This window comes from Cellulomonas sp. RIT-PI-Y (assembly GCF_025642745.1).
Classification (GTDB): Bacteria; Actinomycetota; Actinomycetes; order Actinomycetales; family Cellulomonadaceae; genus Cellulomonas.
In genome coordinates this window covers 21749-39423 of sequence record NZ_JANZKP010000016.1, presented here as the reverse complement: position 1 = coordinate 39423, position 17675 = coordinate 21749, and the positions used below count along the sequence as shown (strand labels likewise).

The 17675-nt window shown below is 72.6% G+C and carries 13 protein-coding genes; 4 read left to right on the top strand and 9 right to left on the bottom strand.

Annotated features, from left to right (window positions below; translation table 11 throughout):
• Positions 1 to 25: 25 nt before the first annotated feature.
• On the bottom strand, positions 26 to 1216 hold the full coding sequence (fes, locus tag OGL89_RS07295; RefSeq protein WP_263119253.1) for an enterochelin esterase: 1191 nt from the start codon (positions 1214 to 1216) through the stop codon (positions 26 to 28).
• Between the two features lie 121 nt (positions 1217 to 1337).
• Between fes and fepB the strand changes: the two genes are divergently transcribed.
• From fepB to OGL89_RS07275, 4 genes are read left to right on the top strand one after another with little or no spacing between them, the layout of a single operon-like run.
• Positions 1338 to 2354 carry a Fe2+-enterobactin ABC transporter substrate-binding protein gene (fepB, locus tag OGL89_RS07290; protein WP_263119252.1) on the top strand — a complete coding sequence of 339 codons (1017 nt, stop codon included), beginning with the start codon at positions 1338 to 1340 and terminating at the stop codon, positions 2352 to 2354.
• A 7-nt stretch (positions 2355 to 2361) separates the two neighbouring features.
• The gene (locus OGL89_RS07285) at positions 2362 to 3408 is read left to right on the top strand and encodes an iron ABC transporter permease (RefSeq protein WP_263119251.1); all 1047 of its coding nucleotides are present in this window, start codon (positions 2362 to 2364) and stop codon (positions 3406 to 3408) included.
• Positions 3405 to 4442: an iron chelate uptake ABC transporter family permease subunit gene (locus tag OGL89_RS07280; RefSeq protein ID WP_263119250.1), complete on the top strand. Its 1038-nt coding sequence runs from the start codon at positions 3405 to 3407 to the stop codon at positions 4440 to 4442. Before OGL89_RS07285 ends, OGL89_RS07280 begins: the two co-directional genes overlap by 4 nt.
• Positions 4439 to 5257, top strand: coding sequence for an ABC transporter ATP-binding protein (locus tag OGL89_RS07275; protein WP_263119249.1), 819 nt, complete (start codon positions 4439 to 4441; stop codon positions 5255 to 5257). Before OGL89_RS07280 ends, OGL89_RS07275 begins: the two co-directional genes overlap by 4 nt.
• On the opposite strand, the gene OGL89_RS07270 is transcribed toward OGL89_RS07275, so the two are convergent.
• The 8 genes from OGL89_RS07270 to trpB all read right to left on the bottom strand — a co-directional run bounded on the left by OGL89_RS07270 (position 5247) and on the right by trpB (position 17669).
• Positions 5247 to 5753, bottom strand: coding sequence for a DinB family protein (locus tag OGL89_RS07270; RefSeq protein ID WP_263119248.1), 507 nt, complete (start codon positions 5751 to 5753; stop codon positions 5247 to 5249). The two genes, OGL89_RS07275 and OGL89_RS07270, sit on opposite strands and share 11 nt — an antisense overlap.
• Positions 5754 to 5968: 215 nt before the next feature.
• Entirely contained in the window at positions 5969 to 6610 is a 642-nt protein-coding gene (locus OGL89_RS07265) for an SRPBCC family protein (RefSeq protein ID WP_263119247.1), read from the bottom strand.
• A gap of 117 nt (positions 6611 to 6727) precedes the next feature.
• Complete coding sequence (gene pyk, locus OGL89_RS07260) at positions 6728 to 8158, bottom strand: pyruvate kinase (protein ID WP_263119246.1); 1431 nt, start codon at positions 8156 to 8158, stop codon at positions 6728 to 6730.
• Positions 8159 to 8451: 293 nt separating this feature from the next.
• Positions 8452 to 9930, bottom strand: a complete 1479-nt coding sequence (locus OGL89_RS07255) for a glutamate synthase subunit beta (protein ID WP_263119245.1) — start codon at positions 9928 to 9930, stop codon at positions 8452 to 8454.
• Positions 9923 to 14491, bottom strand: coding sequence for a glutamate synthase large subunit (gltB, locus tag OGL89_RS07250; protein WP_263119244.1), 4569 nt, complete (start codon positions 14489 to 14491; stop codon positions 9923 to 9925). Before gltB ends, OGL89_RS07255 begins: the two co-directional genes overlap by 8 nt.
• A gap of 129 nt (positions 14492 to 14620) precedes the next feature.
• Positions 14621 to 15544 carry a prolipoprotein diacylglyceryl transferase gene (gene lgt, locus OGL89_RS07245; RefSeq protein WP_263119243.1) on the bottom strand — a complete coding sequence of 308 codons (924 nt, stop codon included), beginning with the start codon at positions 15542 to 15544 and terminating at the stop codon, positions 14621 to 14623.
• Positions 15541 to 16296 (bottom strand): tryptophan synthase subunit alpha, encoded by a 756-nt coding sequence (gene trpA / locus OGL89_RS07240; RefSeq protein ID WP_263119281.1) that lies wholly within the window; start codon positions 16294 to 16296, stop codon positions 15541 to 15543. Before trpA ends, lgt begins: the two co-directional genes overlap by 4 nt.
• Before the next feature lie 68 nt (positions 16297 to 16364).
• Complete coding sequence (gene trpB / locus OGL89_RS07235) at positions 16365 to 17669, bottom strand: tryptophan synthase subunit beta (protein ID WP_263119242.1); 1305 nt, start codon at positions 17667 to 17669, stop codon at positions 16365 to 16367.
• Between the last annotated feature and the right edge of the window lie 6 nt (positions 17670 to 17675).

Here is a 17675-nt window from a genome sequence, read left to right as displayed (position 1 = left end):
TTCTTCGCACTCGGCGGGAGGGGGCTCAGGGGCGGAGTGCGGCGATGAGGGCGTCGGCCAGGTGTTCGGACCACCAGGCCCAGTCGTGCCCGCCGTGCACCTCCCGGAACGCCAGGTGCTCGCCGCGCTCGGCGATCAACGCGGCCAGGTCGTGGTTGGTCGCACTGAGCAGTCCCTCGTAGGCGCCGACCTGGATCACGGTGCGGGTGTCACGGACCGGTTGCGCACGCAACCAGTCCAGCACGGCGCGGGGCGCGTCCTCGTCGGTGCTCGGCCACCAGAACGACCCGGACTGGCTGACCACGGCGCCGACCACATCGGGATGCCGGGCGGCCAGCCGGAAGGACGCCAGCCCGCCGAAGGACTGTCCGGCGGCCACCGTCCGCTCCGGCTCGGCCACGCGGCGGTGGCCGCGGACGAGCAGCTCGGCCTCGACCATCGGCAACAAGTCGGTGACCAGGTGGTCCAGGTAGTCGTCCTCCCCCGCCAGATCGGCCGAGCGGTGCGCGGGGTCGATCGGGTCGATCAGGACGGCGGCGGTCGGCGGGATCGCGTCCCGCCGGTGCAGGTCCGCGAGGACGGGCGCGACCGGCAGCCGGTCGGACCACATGTGGCCGTCGAAGAGGAGGGCCAGACCGACCTGCTCCGCGGCGGGGGTCCACAGCCAGATCCGCTGGTCGACGCCGTCCGGACGGTGCCAGGTCAGCTCCTCCGGGACGTTGGGTGTCGACGGCGGCGGGGCGGGTGCGTCACCGAGCCGGGCCACCGCGCTGTGCCCGCCGAGCGACCCGGTGAAGCGCCGGCCCCGGGCGTGGGGGTCGGTGCGGGACCGGGACAGCACGCCGAGCCACCAGGCCCGCGCCTCCGGGGTGTTGCGCGGAGCGGGCGAGACCAGCGGACCGGCCACCGGGATCAGCGTGTACGACCCGAGGTAGTCCGGGTGCACGCCGAACGCGGCCAGGTGGAGGTCCGTCCCGGAGACCGCCGTCATGGTGCCGACGCTCGGATCGGTGCGGTCGGTCATGCCGTTTAGGTCCAGGTAGACCGTCGGGTGCTCGGACTCCCGGGCCAGGAACAGCAGGGTCGGGACGCCGGTGCGCGTGCCGTCCTCCTGGCGCAGACCCGCCGAGAACGACAACGGGGTGCCGTCCTCGGTCACGCGCGCCCACCAGGCGTCGGACCCCGGTTTCAGGCCCGGGGCCAGGTCAGGGAGCACACGGAGCTCCTCGGCGGCGGATCGTCGTCCGATGGTCGGGGTTGTCGGCTGCCACACAAGCATAGGTTAGCCTTACCTACCACCTGACCCGTCAAGGGTCCTCGTCGAACGAAGGATGGTCATGTTCCACACCCGCCGCCTGGGCGCCGTCGCCGTCGCCGCCCTGGTCGCTCTGACCGCCGCCGCCTGCTCCTCGGACTCCGCTTCCGACGACAGCGCGAGCACCACGGGCACCGACTCCACCGCCGCCTCCTCCGACGAGGGCGCCTGGCCGCGTACCGTCGAGCACGAGCTGGGCTCCACCGAGATCGACGCCGAGCCGCTGCGGATCGTGTCCACCTCGGTGACGCTGACCGGCATCCTGCTGTCGATGGACGCACCCGTGGTCGCCTCCGCCGCCACCACCCCGGCGGCCGCCAACCAGGACACCGGCTTCTTCGACTGGTGGGCCGATGTCGCCGTGGACCGCGACGTCGAGGTGCTCTACCAGAACCTGGAGTTCGACGAGGAGGCCGTGATCGCGGCCGACCCGGACCTGATCGTCGTGTCCACCACCGGTGCCGACTCCACCGCCGACCAGTACGACGCACTGAGCGACATCGCGCCGACCATCGGCATCGACTACTCCACCTCCGACTGGCAGGACGTCGCCACCGAGCTGGGCGCGGCCATCGGCATGGAGGACGAGGCGCAGGCGACCATCGACGCGTTCGACGCCCACGTCGCCGAGGTCGCCGACTCGATCACCGTGCCGGAGGGCACGGTCAACGCGGTGGTCTTCAACGGATCCAGCGGCGACACCGCCTTCGCGAAGCCCGACGGCTCACACGGCACGCTGCTGACCGCCCTCGGCTTCGACGTGGTCGGTGCGGACGACTCGCTCGACACCAGCGACCAGGCACGCAACGACTTCGCCTTCGTCTCGCTGGAGAACACCGTTCAGGCGCTGACCGCCGACACCGTGCTGATCATCTCCGGCGGCGACGACAAGGCCGAGGCGCTGCAGGCCGAGCCGGTGCTCGCGAACGCGCCCGCGGTCCAGAGCGGCCAGGTCTACGCGCTCGGTGAGGACTCCTTCCGGATCGACTACTACTCCGGCACCGAGATCGCCGACACCATCGCGCAGCTGTTCGGCTGACCTCCGCGTGACCCTGACAGCCGCCCGCCCCACCGTCGCGCGCCCGCGCGTGCGACGGTGGGGTCCCGCCTTCGCGATCGCGCTCGCCGTCCTGGCCGTGCTCGCGCTGCTCAGCCTGATGGTCGGGTCCAGCACCCTGCCGGTCGCGACCGCGTGGCACGCCCTCACCCGGTACGACGCCACCGACGACGCCCAGCTGGTCATCCACACCCTGCGACTGCCGCGCACCGGACTGGCCGTCGTGGTCGGCGCCGCCCTCGGCGCCGCGGGCTGCCTGATGCAGGCGATCACCCGGAACCCGCTGGCCGACCCCGGCGTGCTGGGCGTGAACGCCGGTGCCGCCGCGGCGGTGGTCACCGCGATCGCCGTGTTCGGCCTGACCACGCCCGGGTCGTACCTGGGCTTCGCGCTGCTCGGCTCCGCGATCGCCGCCGCCCTGGTGCTCGGCCTCGGCGGCGGGATCCGTGGCGGGCTGCGCGGCGGGTCGGCGGTCCGCCTGGTGCTGGCCGGGACCGCGGTCTCCGTGGTGCTCGGCTCGTTCACCAGCGCGATCACCATCAACTACCCCGAGGTCTTCGACGTGTTCCGGTTCTGGGTGGTCGGCGCGCTGCAGGGACGCGGCATGTCCGTGCTGGTCGCGGTGACCCCGATCGTGGCCGCGGGACTCGTCCTGGCCTGGTCGCTGTCCGGGTCCCTGAACGCCCTGGCGCTCGGTGCCGACACCGGGGCCGCCCTGGGCGCGTCGGTCGGCCGGACCTGGGCGCTGTCCGGGATCGCCATCGTGCTGCTCGCCGGCGGCGCGACCGCCGGGGCCGGACCGGTGGCCTTCATCGGGCTCGCCGCCCCGCACGTCGCCCGGCTGCTCACCGGTCCGGACCACCGGCGTCTGGTGCCGATGTCCGCGCTGCTCGGCGCGAACCTGCTGCTGGCCGCGGACGTCGTCGGGCGCCTGGTCGCCCGGCCCTCCGAGGTGCAGGCCGGGATCGTCGCCGCCGTGGTCGGCGCCCCGGTGTTCATCTGGCTGGTCCGGCGGCGTCGGATGGTCGCGCTGTGAGCCTGCTGCCCGGGCGGGTCACCCGGGTCCGGGAGCTGTCCTGGCGCTGGTCGCCACGCACCCTGACCGTCTGCCTGGTCCTGCTGGTCGCCGCGTTCGCCCTGGGGGTGATCGCCATGGGCCGCGGCACCATCCAGCTGTCCGCGGGCGAGATCCTCGACACCCTGCTCGGCCGGGACGTCGACAGCCGCACCAGCCGGGTCGTGCTCGGCATCCGGCTGCCCCGGCTGCTCACCGCACTCGGGGTCGGGGCGGCCCTGGGCACCGCCGGAGCGATCTTCCAGTCGGTGTCCCGCAACGTGCTCGGCTCCCCCGACCTGATCGGGTTCACCGCCGGTGCCGCGACCGGCGCGGTGCTGCAGATCGCCTGGTTCGACGGCGGCCCGCTGGAGGTCGGCGTGTGGGCGGTCGGCGGCGGCGCCGTCACCGCGGCGATCGTCTTCGGGCTGTCCGCGTCCCGGCGCTCCGGCGGCGGCTACCGGCTCGTGCTGGTCGGCATCGGGATCGGTGCGCTGCTCAAGGCGGCCAACTCCCTGCTGCTCACCCGGGCCAACCTGGACCAGGCGCTGGAGGCCGAGATCTGGTTGCAGGGCTCGCTGAACGGCCGGCGCTGGGAGCAGGCGGTGCCGGTGCTGGTGGTGCTGGCGATCGTGCTGCCGCTGACCGCCGCGCTGTCCCGGCGGCTCAACGTGCTGGAGATGGGCGACGACACCGCCATGCAGCTCGGCGTGCTGGCCGGGCGCACCCGGCTCGTCGCGACGGCGTTCGGGGTCGCGCTGACCGCGGTCGCCACCGCCGCGGCCGGGCCGATCGCCTTCGTCGCCCTCGCCGCGCCACAGCTGGTCCGGCGGCTGACCGGCGGCACCGGGGCGCACCTGATCCCGTCCGCCTTCCTCGGCGCCGCCCTGCTGGTGGCGGCCGACCTGCTCTCCCAGAACCTGCCCTTCGCCTGGTCGGTGCCGGTCGGCATCGCCACCGGGCTGCTGGGCGGGATCTACCTGCTCTGGCTGCTCACCCGGAAGGACCGCACATGACCGACCGTCTCCGCGCCGAGGACCTCACCCTCGCCTACGACGAGCGGGTCATCTCCACTGCCCTGAGCGTGAGCATCCCCGACGACTCGTTCACCGTGATCGTCGGCCCGAACGCCTGCGGCAAGTCCACTCTGCTCAAGTCGCTGGCCCGGCTGATGCGCCCGAGGTCCGGCGAGGTCTACCTGGACGACGCCCCGATCCGCTCGCGACCGGCCAAGGAGACCTCGCGTCGTCTGGCCCTGCTCCCCCAGTCCCCGACCGCCCCCGACGGCATCACCGTCGCCGACCTGGTCGCCCGCGGCCGGTTCCCGCACCAGCACCTGCTGCGGCAGTGGGCGCAGGAGGACGAGGACGCCGTGCGCCGGGCGATGGCCGCCACGCACGTCGCCGACCTGGCCGACCGGCCGGCCGGGGAGCTCTCCGGCGGGCAGCGGCAACGGGTGTGGCTGGCCATGGTGCTGGCCCAGGACACCCCGCTGCTGCTGCTCGACGAGCCGACCACCTTCCTGGACATCGCCCACCAGATCGAGGTGCTCGACCTGTGTCGCGACCTGCACGAGGAGCAGGGCCGGACGCTGGTCGCCGTGCTGCACGACCTGCAGCACGCGGCCCGGTACGCCACGCATCTGATCGCGATGCGGGACGGGGCGGTGGTCGCCGAGGGCACCCCGACCGAGGTGCTGACCGAGGAGCTGGTGGAGCGGGTGTTCGACCTGCCGTGCCGGGTGGTGCCGGACCCGGTCACCGGGACGCCGCTGGTGGTGCCGCTGGACCGACGGAGCCGCGCCGCTCGCCCGGATCACCTCACGCGCTGAGCAGGACCCCCCGCACGAAGGCGGCCTGCCCGGCGTGCTGGATCGCGTCGTCCAGCACGCTGACCAGCCGCACGCCCCGGGTGACCGGCGGGTCCCAGCCCGGGTCGATCACCTCGTCCAGCCGGTCGTCGGTCAGTCCCGACACGTAGGCCACCGAGGCCGCCGTCGCCGCGTCCGCGTAGCCGATCAGCAGCTCGGCGGACGCGCGCACCTCGGCCACCTGGGCCGGGGTGTTGCCGTACCCGTTGTCCGCCGGGTCCAACGGCAGCGCGAACCGGTCGGCCCATCCGTCCGCGGTCCAGACCTCCGCGGTGTCGTCCAGCGCGGCGATCTGCGCGTCCTGCTCGCGCGCGAGATGCCACACCAGCCAGGCCACGGTGTTCGCCTGCGGGCCGATCCGCTCGGCCAGCTGTCGCTCGTCGAGGCCGGACACCGCGGTCCGCACCAGGTCGTCCAGTCGGCCGAAGCCCTCGGTCAGCACATCGATCCCGTTCATGCGCTCGACGCTATCCCCCGGCACCGACGTCCGCTGCTCGACGTCCGGTCCGCCGCCGCCTCCGCCGCGCGCCCGCGAACGCCGAGTTCCCGAACCTGCGCGCCGACACCGAGAAGCCGCGCCGTGCCGGCGGTCGGGCGATATGCCCGACGGGACGTGGCTTCTCGGCGCCGGTGGCATCCGCGGTGCGGGTCGGGTCGGGTGCTGACGGGAGGTCAGCCGTGCAGCTCGGCGCGGTCGCGGATGCCGCGCAGCATGCGCTCGGTCATCAGGGTGCTGACCCAGGACGCGCCCTCGACCGCCACGCGCGCCCACGGCTCCAGATAGGCGTAGCGCTCACGCACCACCAGCCGCGTGGTGTCGGGCAGCGGCCCGGGACGCAGCACGAAGGACCAGACGAAGTCGAAGGGCGGCACGTCCTCGTCCGGGAGCGACGGACCGTCACCGTGCAGCACGACGGCGTGGTCGGGATCGAGGCGGGCCACGGTGAGCTCCACCGGCTCGGCCAGTCGCACCGGGTCGCCGACGGCCAGCTCCTGCAGCCCCGGGTCGATCCGGTCCACGGAGTGGATGTCGAGGCCGAACGCGTTCTCGAGCGCGTCGTAGCTGTAGAAGCCGCCGCGGCCCTGACCCAGCTGGAGCAGCCACGGATACACCGCGGAGGCAGGGGCCCGGACGGTGATCGCGCGGGTGGCGACCAGGTCCGCGTCGGGCAGCAGCTCGTCGCCGGGCAGGCCGACCGAGCGTTCGACCTGGGTCGCGCCGAGCCGGAGCGCGCGCTGCCGGGCGAGGACGTAGCCGGCGGTCAGGGCCGCCCCGACGGTGAGGGTACGCAGGACTCGTGCGGTGGAGGACATGCCCGCCACTGAATCACCACCGGCTGTGCCGCGCCAGGGGCTTGCGTCCCGTCACCCGGACGTGCGAGGGGCCCCGCGGCGACTGCCACGGGGCCCCTCGACGGTGCGACGACGAGATCAGGCGACCCGGCCGGAGGCCTCGTCACCGATCTTGTGCACCACCACGGTGTTGGTGGAGCCGACCACGCCGACCGGGGTGCCGGCCACGACGACGACGTAGTCGCCCGCCTCGGCCAGTCCCTGGGCGCGCAGGGTCTGCTCGACCTGCTTGACCATGTCGTCGGTGTGCTCGACCGAGGGGACCTCGTAGGTCTGGGTGCCCCAGGTCAGCGACAGCCGGTTGCGGACCGCGGAGTCCGGGGTGAAGGCCAGCAGCGGGATAGCCGAGCGCAGCCGGGACATCCGGCGGGCGGAGTCGCCGGACTGGGTGAAGGTCACCAGGTACTTCACGCCCAGCGCCTCACCGACCTCGGCGGCGGCCCGGGTGATCGCGCCACCGCGGGTGTGCGGGGTGGAGCCCAGCGGGGCGATCCGCTCGCGGCCCAGCTCCTCGGTGGCCTCGATGATCCGCGCCATGGTGCGCACGGTCTCGATCGGGTACTCGCCGACCGAGGTCTCACCGGACAGCATGACCGCGTCGGCACCGTCGAGCACCGCGTTGGCGCAGTCGGAGGTCTCGGCGCGGGTCGGGCGCGGGTTGTTGGTCATGGACTCGAGCACCTGGGTGGCGACGATGACCGGCTTGGCGTTGCGGCGGGCCAGCTCCACGGCGCGCTTCTGCACCAGCGGGACCTGCTCCAGCGGCAGCTCGACGCCCAGGTCACCGCGGGCGACCATGATGCCGTCGAAGGCGTCGACGATCTCCGGCAGGTTCTCGACCGCCTGCGGCTTCTCGACCTTGGCGATGACCGGGACGACCCGGCCCTCCTCCTCCATGATCCGGCGGACGTCGTCGTAGTCGGCGGCGTTCCGGACGAAGGACAGCGCGATGATGTCGGCGCCGATCTGCAGCGCCCAGCGCAGGTCGGTCTCGTCCTTCTCGGACATCGCGGGCACGGAGACCGCGACACCGGGCAGGTTGATGCCCTTGTTGTTGGAGACCGGACCGGCCACCTCGACGCGGGTGACGACCCGGGGGCCCTCGACCGCGGTGACGCGGACCAGCACGCGGCCGTCGTCGATCAGCAGCGGGTCGCCGACGCGGGCGTCGTTCGGCAGGCCCTTGTGCGTGGTGGAGACCAGCTCCTTGGTGCCGGGCACGTCCTCGGTGGTGATGGTGAAGGTGTCACCCTCGGCCAGGTAGTGCTTGCCCTCGACGAACCGGCCGAGCCGGATCTTCGGACCCTGGAGGTCGACCAGCACGGCGACGGAGCGACCCGAGGCCTGGGCGGCGGCGCGGACGTTCTCGTACACCTTGGCGTGGGCCTCGGCGTCACCGTGGCTCCGGTTGATTCGGGCGACGTCCATACCGGCGTCGACCAGAGCCTGGATCTGCTCGGCGGACTCCGTCGCGGGGCCGATGGTGCAGACGATCTTCGCTCTACGCATGGGTAACAGCCTAGGCCTTTCGTGGTGGGCGGTTCGGGGACGAAGGTGTCCTCGCCGTTCAGGCCGGCTGTCCTTGGGTCCGCGACCGGGACGCACCAAGCCGTAGCTCAGTCTACGTGCCCCGGGGGCCTTTGCCCTCCCCCGCACCGCCGTCGTGAGACCGATCCCACCCGATCCGGGGCACCGAACCCGTCCCGGCACCCGCGGACAGGGACCTAGGGCTCAGTCTCTCGACGTCGAGAGAGGCGACCCCGCCCGTCCGGACGTCCGGACGGGCGGTGTCGTGATCGGGTTCAGGCGCGCAGCGCGGTGGTGCCCGCGGTGACCGGGGCGGGCAGCTCGGTGGCGCCGGTGAGGTAGCGGTCGACCGCGGCGGCGGCGGCCCGGCCCTCGGCGATCGCCCACACGATCAGCGACTGCCCACGGCCCGCGTCCCCGGCGACGAACACGCCCGGCTCGCCGGTCGAGAAGTCGTCGGCGCGCTTCACGGTGCCGCGGCCGGTGAGGTCGACCCCGGTCTGCGCGACCAGGTGCTCGGTCTCCGGACCGGTGAAGCCCATCGCGATCAGCACCAGGTCGGCCGGGATCTCCCGCTCGGTGCCCGGGGTCGGCACCCGGCGGCCGTCCGGCAGGTACTCCGTGGTGGCCAGCCGCAGCGACGTGACCTGCCCGTCGGTGCCCTCGAAGGCCACGGTGGAGGCCAGGAACACGCGCTCTCCGCCCTCTTCGTGCGAGGAGGAGACCTCGAACACGACCGGATCGGTCGGCCAGGGCTGGTTCGCCGGGCGTTCGGTGGCCGGCTGCTTGCCGATCGCCAGCGTGGTGACCGACGCGGCACCCTGCCGCAGGGCGGTCCCCAGGCAGTCCGAGCCGGTGTCCCCGCCGCCGATCACGATGACGTGCTTGCCCGCGGCGTCGATCGGGTCGGCGACGACCTTGCCCGCGACCAGCGCGTTCGACTGGTGCAGGTAGTCCATCGCCGGGTGGATGCCGTCCAGCTCGCGACCGGGCAGCGGCAGCTCCCGCGGCACGGTGGACCCGGTGGCGATGACCACGGCGTCGTACCGCGCCCGCAGCTGGGCCCAGGTGATGTCGGTGCCGATCGCGACACCCGGCCGGAACCGGGTGCCCTCGGCGGTCATCTGCTCCAGCCGCCGGTCGATGTGCCGCTTCTCCAGCTTGAAGTCCGGCACGCCGTAGCGGAGCAGTCCACCGATCTCGTCGTCGCGCTCGTAGACCGCGACGGTGTGCCCGGCCCGGGTCAGCTGCTGGGCGGCGGCCAGACCGGCGGGGCCGGAGCCGACCACCGCGACCGTGTGCCCGGTCAGGCGCTGCGGCACCTGGGGGGTGACCAGGCCGCGGTCGAAGGCCTCGTCGACGATGGTGACCTCGACGTTCTTGATCGTCACCGCGGGCTGGTTGATCCCCAGCACGCACGCCGACTCGCAGGGCGCCGGGCAGATCCGGCCGGTGAACTCCGGGAAGTTGTTCGTGGCGTGCAGCCGCTCGATCGCCTCGGCCCACTGCCCGCGCCAGACCAGGTCGTTCCACTCCGGGATCAGGTTCCCCAGCGGGCAGCCGTTGTGGCAGAACGGGACGCCGCAGTCCATGCACCGACCGGCCTGCTGGTGGATCAGCGTCGCGGACTGCTTGTCCTCGGCCACGGACAGGTGGTCGTGCACCTCGCGCCAGTCCATCAGGCGCAGTTCGACCGGGCGGTTCGGGGGCAGTTCGCGCTCCCGGACCTTCAGGAACCCACGGGGGTCAGCCACGTGCCACCTCCAAGATGCCCTCCCACACGCCCGGGGCGCTGGGGTCGAGTCCATCGGCCTCCGCCTGGGCGAGCGCGGCCCGGACCCGGGCGTACTCGACCGGCTGCACCCGGGTGAACCGGGCGCGGACCTCGTCGGTCAGGGTGTCGCCGCCGGCGAGCAGCTCACCGGCGATCTGCGATCCGGTCAGCTCCCGGTGGCGGCGGATCAGGTCGGCCACCAGGGCCGCGTCCTCGTCGTCCAGCGCCGTGAGGGCGAGCTCGCCCGCGGCCATCGCCTGGACGTTGACCCGCTCCGGCTTGAGGTCGAGCACGTAGGCCGACCCGCCGGACATGCCCGCGGCGAAGTTCCGCCCGGTCCGGCCGAGCACCAGCACGGTGCCGCCGGTCATGTACTCGCAGCCGTGGTCGCCCACGCCCTCGGTGACCAGGGTCGCGCCGGAGTTCCGGACCGCGAACCGCTCACCGGTCAGGCCCGAGGCGAACAGCTCGCCGGAGGTGGCGCCGTAGCCGATCACGTTGCCCGCGATCACGTTGTGCGCACCGGCCAGCGCGGCCGACCGGTGCGGGCGGACCACGATCCGGCCACCGGACAGGCCCTTGCCGACGTAGTCGTTGGCGTCGCCCTCCAGCCGCAGGGTGATGCCCTTCGGCAGGAACGCCCCGAAGGACTGGCCGCCGGAGCCGGTCAGGCGGACGTCGATCGTGCCGTCCGGCAGGCCCACGCCGCCGTACCGCTTGGTGACCTCGTGGCCGAGCATGGTGCCGACCGTGCGGTTGACGTTGCGGACCGGCAGCTCGATGACGACCGGGCGGGCGTCCTCCAGGGCCGGGGTGGCCAGCGCGATGAACTGGTTGTCCAGCGCGCGGTCCAGACCGTGGTCCTGGTCCTGCACGTGGTGCAGGGCCGATCCGGGCAGCGGCTCCGGGACGGCCAGCACCGGGGACAGGTCCAGGCCCTGTGCCTTCCAGTGGTTCACGGCCGCGCGGGTGTCCAGCAGCTCGACGTGGCCGACGGCCTCCTCGATGCTGCGGAAGCCCAGCTCGGCCAGGATCTCCCGGACCTCCTGCGCGATGAACTCGAAGAAGGTCACCACGAACTCGGCCTTGCCGGTGAACCGCGCACGCAGCTCCGGGTTCTGGGTGGCCACGCCGACCGGACAGGTGTCCTGGTGGCACACCCGCATCATGATGCAGCCGGATACCACCAGCGGCGCGGTGGCGAAGCCGAACTCCTCGGCGCCCAGCAGCGCGCCGATCACCACGTCGCGACCGGTCTTGAGCTGCCCGTCCACCTGGACGACCACCCGGTCACGCAGGTCGTTGAGCACCAGGGTCTGCTGGGTCTCGGCCAGGCCGATCTCCCACGGGGTGCCCGCGTGCTTGAGCGAGGTGAGCGGGCTGGCGCCGGTCCCTCCGTCGTGACCGGAGATCAGCACCACGTCGGAGTGCGCCTTGGCCACACCGGCCGCGATGGTGCCGACCCCGAACTCGGAGACCAGCTTGGTGTGGATCCGGGCCGACGGGTTCGCGTTCTTCGCGTCGTGGATCAGCTGGGCCAGATCCTCGATCGAGTAGATGTCGTGGTGCGGCGGCGGGGAGATCAGGCCGACGCCGGGGGTCGAGTGCCGGGTCTTGGCCACCCACGGGTAGACCTTGGGACCGGGCAGCTGACCGCCCTCACCGGGCTTGGCGCCCTGGGCGAGCTTGATCTGGATGTCGTCGGCGAAGGTCAGGTACTCGCTGGTCACGCCGAACCGGCCGGAGGCGATCTGCTTGATCGCCGAACGGCGGACCGGGTCGTGCAGACGCTCCGGGTCCTCACCGCCCTCGCCGGTGTTCGACTTGGCGCCGAGCTGGTTCATCGCGACCGCCAGCGTCTCGTGCGCCTCCTGGCTGATCGACCCGTAGGACATCGCTCCGGTGGAGAACCGCTTGACGATGTCCGCGATCGACTCGACCTCGTCCACCGGGACCGGGGCACGCTCGCCGTCGCGGAACCTCAGCAGCCCGCGCAGGGTCATCAACCGCTCGGACTGCTCGTTGACCCGGTGGGTGTACTGCCGGAAGACGTCCATCTGCCGGGTCCGGGTGGAGTGCTGGAGCCGGAACACGGTCTCCGGGTCGAACAGGTGGTCCTCGCCGTCGCGGCGCCACTGGTACTCGCCACCGGTGGCCAGGCGGCGGTGCGGCTGCCGGTTGCCGGAGGCCGGGTAGGCGTCGGCGTGCCGGGCGGCGACCTCGGCGGCGATCACGTCCAGGCCGATCCCGCCCAGACGGCTGGTGGTGCCGGTGAAGTACCGGTCGACCAGCGCGTGCGACAGGCCGATCGCCTCGAACACCTGGGCGCCGCGGTAGGAGGCGATGGTCGAGATGCCCATCTTGGACATCACCTTCAGCACACCCTTGCCGAGGCCCTTGATCAGGTTGGCGACCGCCTTCTCCGGCGCGACACCGGGCAGGAAGCCGGATCGGGCCAGATCCTCGACGGTCTCCATCGCCAGGTACGGGTTCACCGCCGCCGCGCCGTAGCCGATCAGGAGCGCGACGTGGTGCACCTCGCGGACGTCCCCGGCCTCGACGACCAGCGACACCTGGGTACGGGTGTGCCGGCGCAGCAGGTGGTGGTGCACCGCGGACAGCAGCAGCAGGGACGGGATCGGCGCGCGGTCGGCGTCACCGTCCCGGTCGGACAGCACGATGAAGCTCACGCCGTCCTCGACCGCGCGGTCCACCTCGGCGAAGATCTCGCTCAGCCGCAGTTCCAGCGCCTCGCCGCCACCCGAGACCGGGTACAGGCCACGGACGATCGTGCTGCGGAAGATGCCGGCCATCGCCGGGTCCTTGTGCACCTTGACGATCTTGGCCAGGCCGTCGTTGTCCAGCACCGGGAACGGCAGCACCAGCTTGCGGGCGTGCTGCGGGCCGTCCTCCAGGAGGTTGGGCTCCGGGCCGATCGCGCCGCCGATGCTGGTGACCAGCTCCTCGCGGATCGCGTCCAGCGGCGGATTGGTCACCTGGGCGAACATCTGGGTGAAGTAGTCGAACAGCAGCCGCGGCCGGGCGGAGAGCACGGCCATCGGGGTGTCCGATCCCATCGCGCCGAGCGGCTCCGCACCAGTGGCCCCCATCGGGGACAGCAGGATCTTGAGCTCTTCCTCGGTGTACCCGAAGGCGCGCTGCCGGCGCCGGACGCTCGCCGCGGAGTGCGCGATGTGCTCGCGCTCGGGCAGCTGATCCAGGTAGACCGAGTTCTCGGCCACCCAGCGCGCGTAGGGCTTCTGCGCGGCGAGCTGGGCCTTGACCTCGTCATCCTCGACGATCCGGCCCTTGCCGGTGTCGACCAGGAACATCTTGCCGGGCTCGAGCCGACCCTTGCGGACGACGGTCGCCGGGTCCAGGTCGAGCACCCCCGCCTCGGAGGCCATCACGACCAGGCCGTCCTCGGTCACCCAGAACCGCCCGGGACGCAGGCCGTTGCGGTCCTGCACCGAGCCGATCAGGGTGCCGTCGGTGAAGGTGATCGCCGCCGGGCCGTCCCAGGGCTCCATCAGGGTGGCGTGGTACTCGTAGAACGCGCGGCGGGCGGGGTCCATCTGGGCGTGGTTCTCCCACGCCTCCGGGATCATCATCATCACCGCGTGCGGCAGGCTGCGGCCGGACAGGTGCAGCAGCTCCAGCACCTCGTCGAAGGACGCGGAGTCCGACCCGCCGGGGGTACACACCGGCAGCAGCGGGCTGAGGTCGCCCAGGGCCTCGCTGCGCAGCGTGCCCTCGCGCGCGGCGACCCAGTTCCGGTTGCCCTTGACCGTGTTGATCTCGCCGTTGTGCGCGATCAGGCGCAGCGGCTGGGCCAGGGGCCAGGACGGGAAGGTGTTGGTGGAGAAGCGGGAGTGCACCAGGGCGATCTCGCTGGCGTACCGCGGGTCCGAGAGATCGGTGAAGAACGGCTCCAGCTGACCGGTGGTGAGCATCCCCTTGTAGGCGAGCGTGCGCGCGGACAGCGAGGAGAAGTAGAGGTCCAGCTCGCGCTCGGCCCGCTTGCGCAGCCGGAACGCCCGCCGGTCCAGGTCCACACCGGCCAGCTCGCGCGAGGGGTCGGCGACCACCAGCTGGCGGAAGAACGGCATCGACGCCCGGGCGCTGGGGCCGACCAGGTCGGCGGTGACCTGCACGTCGCGCCAGGCCAGCACGTCGAGCTTCTCCTCCGCGGCGATCGCCTCGACCGCGCGCTCGGTGGCGGCGCGCTCGGTGGCGTCCGTCGGGAGGTAGGCCATGCCGATCGCGTACCGGCCGGCGGGCGGCAGCTCGGCGTCGACCACGTCACGCAGGAACGCGTCCGGGATCTGGGTCAGGATGCCGGCGCCGTCGCCGCTGTTCTCCTCCGCACCGACCGCACCGCGGTGGTCCAGGTTGAGCAACGCCGTCAGTCCGGCGTCCACGATGTCGCGCCCGGGCGTGCCGCGCAGGGTCGCCACGAAGGCGAATCCGCACGCGTCGTGCTCGGCAGCCGGGTCGTACAGACCGGTTGCCGTCGGGGCGTTGATCGGTGACGCGGGCATCTGCACCGTCCTCACGGCCCGGGGGCGGGCCACGTCGATACCTGTGGGGGTGGGACGTCGTCGGCCCGGGGTGGGGAGACGATACATGCCCGTAACGGGCAGGAATCACATCGTCTCAAATGCGTACGGCTACTGCTCCGCAGCGGGGGTGCCGGAGGCCGGTGCGTCCTGTTCGGAGGCGTCCACCGGCGATTCGGTGTCCTCGTCCTGCACGGGGTCCTCGATCTCCGAGCCCGGCAGGCGGGTGCTGGTCTCGCGTCCGGGGTGACGGCGTCCGACCACCATGAACGCTACCAGCGCGCCGAGGCCGAGCAGGATCGACATCCACACGTTGACCCGCAGGCCCGCGATGGTGTGCGCCGGGTCGATCCGGACCAGCTCGATCCAGAGCCGTCCGGTGGTGTAGACGACCACGTACAGCCAGAACGCCCGCCCGTGGCCGAGCCGCAGCCGACGGTCCAGCCAGATGATCAGCGCCGCACCGGCCAGGTTCCACAGCAGCTCGTACAGGAAGGTCGGGTGGAACAGGGTGCCCTCGGCGTAACCGGCGGGCAGGTGTGCCGCGTCGATCTCCAGCCCCCAGGGCAGGGTGGTCGGGCCGCCGAACAGCTCCTGGTTGAACCAGTTGCCCAGTCGCCCGATCGCCTGGGCGATCAGCAGACCGGGTGCCAGCGCGTCGGCGAACACCGGGAAGCTGACCTTCATCCGGCGGCAGCCGATGTACGCGCCGACCGCGCCGAGGGCGACCGCACCCCAGATGCCGAGCCCGCCCTCCCAGATCGCGAACGCCTTCCACGGGTCTCCCCCGGCCCCGAAGTACGCGTCCGGGCTGGTGATCACGTGGTACAGCCGCCCGCCGACGATGCCGAACGGCACCGCCCAGAACACGATCTCCAGCACCTCGTCCGGGTCCCCGCCGCGCTCCTTCCACCGCCGCTGGGTGAGCAGCACCGCGACCACGATCCCGGCGAGGATGGCCAGGGCGTAGGCGCGCAGCGGGAGCGGCCCGAGGTACCAGACCGACTGCGACGGGCTGGGGATCGAGAGGATCACCGGCGCACGCCCTCGGCCAGGCCGGCGGCGACCCCGGCGAGCTCGCTCAGTCCGCCGTCCAGGGCGCGCACGAACGCCGAGCCGACGATCACGCCGTCCGCGTAGCGCGCGATGTCCGCGGCCTGCTCCGGACGGGACACTCCGAGGCCGACGCAGACCCGCTCGGCCCCGGCGGCACGGGTCGACGAGACCAGGTGCTCGGCCTGCGCACCGACGCTGGTGCGCTCTCCCGTCACGCCCATGGTGGAGGCGGCGTAGACGAAGCCCTCGCAGGCGGCGGCGGTCATGGCCAGCCGCTCGGGGGTGGACGACGGGGCGACCAGGAACACCCGGTCCAGGTCGTGCGCGGTCGAGGCGGCGATCCAGTCCGCGCCCTCGTCCGGGATCAGGTCCGGCGTGATCAGGCCCGCGCCACCGGCCTGGGCCAGGTCACGGGCGAAGACGTCCACGCCGTAGCGCAGCACCGGGTTCCAGTAGGTCATCACCAGTGTGGGCGCGCCGGTGGCGGCGATCTGCTCCACCGCGGCGAACACGTCCCGGACCCGGGTGCCCTGGGCGAGCGCCCGGTCGACCGCGTGCTGGATGGTCGGGCCGTCCATCACCGGGTCGGAGTACGGCAGGCCGAGCTCGATCACGTCGACGCCGTTCTCGACCAGGGTGCGCGCGGCGGCGACCGATCCCGCGACGTCGGGGTAGCCGAGCGGCAGGTACCCGACCAGCGCGGCACGTCCCTCGTCGCGAAGCCGGTCCAGGGTGGCGGCCGTGCGGTTCCGGGTGGTCGCGGTGGCTGCCGTGGCCGGCGCCGCGTCCTGGGATGTCGTCACAGCTGCTCTCCCTCGTCGGCGTCGACCACCGGCTTGTCCTCGACCAGGCCGAACCACGCGGCGGCGGTTGCCACGTCCTTGTCCCCCCGGCCGGACAGGTTCACCAGGATGACCGGCGCCTGCCCGTCGTCGCGCCAGCTCGCGGCCTGCTCGCCGAGCTTGATCGCTCCGGCCAGGGCGTGCGAGGACTCGATCGCCGGGATGATCCCCTCGGTGTGGCAGAGGATCCGGAACGCCTCCATCGCCTCGTCGTCGGTGACCGGCAGGTACTCGGCGCGACCGGTGTCGTGCAGCCAGGCGTGCTCGGGGCCGACGCTCGGGTAGTCCAGACCGGCCGAGACCGAGTGGCTGGGCAGGGTCTGCCCGTCCTCGTCCTGCAGCAGGTACGACTTGGTGCCCTGCAGCACCCCGGGGAACCCGCCGCTGAACCGGGCCGCGTGCTTGCCGGAGGAGATGCCCGCGCCACCGGCCTCGAATCCGTACAGCCGGACCGACGGCTCGTCCAGGAACGCGTTGAACAGGCCGATCGCGTTCGACCCGCCGCCGACGCAGGCGACCGCGGCGTCCGGCAACCGGCCGATCTCGGCGGCGAGCTGCGCGCGGGCCTCCTCACCGATGATCGAGTGCAGGTCGCGGACCATGCTCGGGAACGGGTGCGGGCCGGTGGCGGTGCCCAGCAGGTAGTGCGTGCTGTCCACGTGGGCGACCCAGTCGCGCAGCGCCTCGTTGATCGCGTCCTTGAGGGTGCGGGTCCCGATCTCGACCGGGATCACCTCGGCGCCGAGCAACCGCATCCGGGCCACGTTCAGCGACTGGCGCTCCGCGTCGACCGCCCCCATGTACACCGTGCACTCCAGGCCGAGGAGCGCGGCGGCCGTCGCGGTGGCGACACCGTGCTGACCGGCGCCGGTCTCCGCGATCACCCGGGTCTTGCCCATCCGCTTCACCAGCAGGGCCTGGCCGAGCACGTTGTTGATCTTGTGGGAACCGGTGTGGTTCAGGTCCTCGCGCTTCAGAAAGACCCGGAGACCCGGACCACACTGCGCGGCGAACCGCGGCACCTCGGTCAGCGGGCTCGGCCGGCCGGTGTAGGTGCGGTGCAGTCGGCTCAGCTCGGCGCCGAAATCCGGGTCCGCCTTGGCCTTGGCGAAGGCGTCCTCCAGCTGGTCCAGCGCGGCGACCAGGGCCTCGGGCACGAAGCGCCCGCCGAACTCACCGAAGTACGGGCCCTCGTGCTGGGCGAGCGGACCGGTGGCCGCGGTCCGGTCGGTCTCGGGGCGGCCGGGTGCTGCGTCGGGCACGGTGAT